The organism is Arthrobacter sp. Hiyo1, from assembly GCF_001263615.2.
Lineage (GTDB): Bacteria > Actinomycetota > Actinomycetes > Actinomycetales > Micrococcaceae > Arthrobacter.
Window position 1 is genome coordinate 542,971 of sequence record NZ_DF952470.1, and the last position, 3,316, is coordinate 546,286.

2 protein-coding genes, 1 tRNA gene and 1 pseudogene are annotated in these 3,316 nt (G+C 63.1%); 2 read left to right on the forward strand and 2 right to left on the reverse strand.

Annotated elements, in window-relative coordinates:
* A pseudogene (locus AHiyo1_RS26640) lies at nt 1–525 on the forward strand (recombinase RecQ); the annotation flags it as partial.
* Nucleotides 522–1,961, forward strand: coding sequence for an MFS transporter (locus tag AHiyo1_RS11335; protein WP_059388634.1), 1,440 nt, complete (start codon nt 522–524; stop codon nt 1,959–1,961). The pseudogene AHiyo1_RS26640 and the gene AHiyo1_RS11335, both read left to right, overlap by 4 nt.
* Here AHiyo1_RS11335 and AHiyo1_RS11340 read toward each other — a convergent pair.
* Together AHiyo1_RS11340 and AHiyo1_RS11345 are read right to left on the reverse strand one after the other, a co-directional pair.
* Nucleotides 1,942–3,024: a hypothetical protein gene (locus AHiyo1_RS11340; RefSeq protein WP_059388635.1), complete on the reverse strand. Its 1,083-nt coding sequence runs from the start codon at nt 3,022–3,024 to the stop codon at nt 1,942–1,944. The two genes, AHiyo1_RS11335 and AHiyo1_RS11340, sit on opposite strands and share 20 nt — an antisense overlap.
* Nucleotides 3,025–3,179: 155 nt before the next feature.
* Nucleotides 3,180–3,267: transfer RNA gene (locus AHiyo1_RS11345), tRNA-Ser, on the reverse strand.
* Between the last annotated feature and the right edge of the window lie 49 nt (nt 3,268–3,316).

The following is a 3,316-nucleotide window of genomic DNA, read 5'->3' on the forward strand; positions in this document are numbered from 1 at the left end:
CGCGTGTTGGCGCGCCTGACCGACCTCGGCTGGGGCGGTGCCCTCCGTGAGCTCTTTGCCGCCGGTGCGGCTGACCGCGAGGTTGAACCTGCCATGTTGCAGGCTTGCGTGCAGGTCTTGCGCGAATGGTCTGCCGGAGACGGCCGATCCACCGGGTGGAGCGGCCAAGGGCGTCCGGCAGCCGTCGTGAGCATCCCGTCCAGGAATAAGCCGGCGCTCGTCGAATCCTTGGCCCGCGGCATAGCCGGAATCGGCCGGATGCCCTATTTGGGAGCCCTCGAACTCCAGCACGGCGGACCAACTGGCGGGCGCGGCGGCAACAGCGCCTACCGGCTGGCCGGTGTCTGGGAGCGCCTCGTGGTGGGTCCGGAACTTGGACAGAACCTTGCGTCGCTCGGCGGCCAAGGCATCCTTCTGGTCGATGACCTTGCGGACAGCCGCTGGACCATGACTGTTGCCGGCCGCGCTCTCAGGCAAGCCGGAGCAGGATCGGTATTGCCTCTCGTCCTCGGCCAAGCGGCGTGACGGGCGCAGCCCCGGACGTCCTGTCCGAATCCAAGTGGCAGCCACGGCTCGCCTTGCTGGTTGCCGCCACCTTCTTCATGGAGTTCCTGGACGGAACAGTCCTTACAACCGCCATGCCGAGCATCGCCGCCGACTTCAAAGTAGTCTCGGCCGATGTCAACATCACGATGACCGCCTACCTGGTGACTGTGGCCATGGGAATTCCGCTCAGTAGCTGGCTCGCAGAACGATTTGGCGCACGCCGGATCTTCTGTCTGGCGATCGCGGTCTTCACGGTGGCGTCGGTGCTGTGCGCGGCCAGCCAGGACCTCACCCTGCTGACCTTGAGCCGGGTGGCACAGGGGGCCGGCGGGGCCATGATGGTGCCGGTAGGCACTCTCGTGGTGCTGCGGGGCACGCCCAAGTCGGAGCTTCTCCGCGCCACGGCATTCCTTGTCTGGCCAGGGTTGCTGGCGCCCGTTTTGGCGCCGCTCGTTGGCGGAGCTTTCACAACGTATCTTTCCTGGCACTGGATCTTCCTGATCAACGTCCCGCTGGGCCTTGCTGCGTTCATCGCAGCCCTGAGGCTGGTTCCGCACAAGGGAGGCGATGCGGGCCGGCGGCTCGATTGGCTCGGCCTCGCACTCACCACTTTCGGCGTCGGATCGCTTGTGGTGGGTCTTGAAGGGGTTGGCGGCCATGGCGCGGGCGCGGTTCCGGCAGCAGTGCTGCTGGCCGGAGCATTGGCTTTGGCCGGAGCGGCCTGGTGGATGCTCAAGGCCAAAGCCCCGCTCTTCGATCTCCGGGTTTTCGCCACTCGCACGTTCCGGGCCACTTCCACCGGAGGGTTCGTCTATCGCCTGACCATCAGCTCGGTGCCCTTTCTGCTGCCGCTGTTGTTCCAGGATGGCTTTGGCTGGGATCCACTCAAATCCGGTGCCATGGTGGCAGCGGTGTTCATTGGCAACATAGGCATCAAGCCCGCCACGACGCCCATCATTCGGCGATTCGGCTTCAAGCCCGTGTTGGTCTTCGCCTCTTTCGCCTCGGCCGTCACCTTTGCCGCTTGTGCAGCGCTCAACGCAGGGACGCCGGAGCCGCTGATTTTTGCCTTGCTGCTGGCCAGCGGGGCCTTCCGTTCGATCGGATTTTCCGCGTACGCCTCCGTGCAATATGCGGATATCGTTCCAGGGGAGCTACCTTCGGCCAACGCGGTGTCAGCCACCCTGGTGCAACTGGCCGCTGGTGCGGGTATTGCGGTGGGTGCGCTCTTCCTGCGTCTCTTCGATCATGTGTCGTTCTTCGGCGACGGCCCTTCCTCGGCGTACCGTGGCGCCTTCCTCTCCATGGCTGCCGTGATGCTGTTGAGCACAGTGGACAGCCTCACGCTGCACCGGCACGCCGGAGCTGAAGTCAGCCGCAGTGTTGTGGGCAAAGCTACGAAGCCGGGTGCGTGAACGGGACCCGCTCGAACGACATGACGCTCGTGGCTTCCTCGGGGTTGACCGTGACCTTGAGCCAGTCCTTGGCATTGTTGGATCCATCCACGGTGATTCGCGTCAGGTTCTTCGCTGCTCTGGCCTGCCCGTAGAAGGAGAGCCACGCGGAACCGGCAGCAAGGGGGTGGTCTTGGTTGTAAACGTGGCTATCGCCGTTGATCAGGTAGACCGGCCCGCCGAACGAGTTCGATTCCTCGATCAAGGTCTGCACCAGGGGCTTGAAAGCACCAAAGTCCGCCTGCGAAGGGGCTGCGACTGTCGGGTCGAACATGTCCGCCTGCGTCATCACGACGACGGCCCGGTCACCGTTGTTCCGCGCCTTGCGGAAGGTGCCCCGCAACTCCTGGATGTCAGCTTCGGTCCTCTGCTGTACCTCGTCCACTTGGGCGGCGGTCGGCTGGCTCTGGCCAAGTCCTGTCCAAGGCAGCATCGAATTATCGCTGCCCGGAATGTTGACGGCAGTGAAGGCGACCTGATGCTTGCGGAAGCTGACGTTCTCCGGGAAGCCTTCCTTTGCCTGTGACTTCACCTGCATCGGCGAACCAAGCGTGACACCTGGCTTCGGGAAGAACACTTCCCGAACCTTGGCCAGTCTTTCGAGGGGGTTGTAGGCGCCGTTGTTCGTTCGGTGGCAGTCAGTCCACTCGTTGTCGCCCGGGGTGTAGACGAGCGGAGCCGTGAAGCTGTCGAAGTTCTTCTTGATGGCTTCGAAGTACTGGTCCGTGCACTGGGATGACCCGTTCTTGATGTCGCCCACGTGTGCTACAAAGCTCAGTTCCTTGTGTGCGTTGAGGTCCTGGATGTAGGACGGGAAGGCTTGGATCTCAGCGGCACCGTAGGGTACATCGCCGATCACGCCGAAGCTGAAGCCTTCGGTATTGCCTTGGTGTCCGTTGCCGTTGGAGCCATTCTGTCCTGAAGTGTTGCCGTCATTGGCCGCCAGTGCCGGCGGAGTGAGCAACGTGGTTGACAGCAAGACGGCCCCAACCGTCGCGATCGCGAATCTCGTCATTGAACGCATGAATCTCTCCTCGTCGGTGGTCTCCGTTACCCGGACGAGGCTATTGGCGCAAGCTGAATTCAAGGAGTCGGAGACATGAATCTTCCCCGCCAGAACCGGACGCTGAAGGCCCCGGAACGCAAAAAGGCCCCGGTCCAAGGACCGGGGCCAAAACGCGGAGACGGGGGGATTTGAACCCCCGGTGGAGTTGTGCCCCACACTTCATTAGCAGTGAAGCCCATTCGGCCGCTCTGGCACGTCTCCAGTTGCTATTGCTAGCCAACCAAGGATACGCAGAACTGGGCACCCAGTG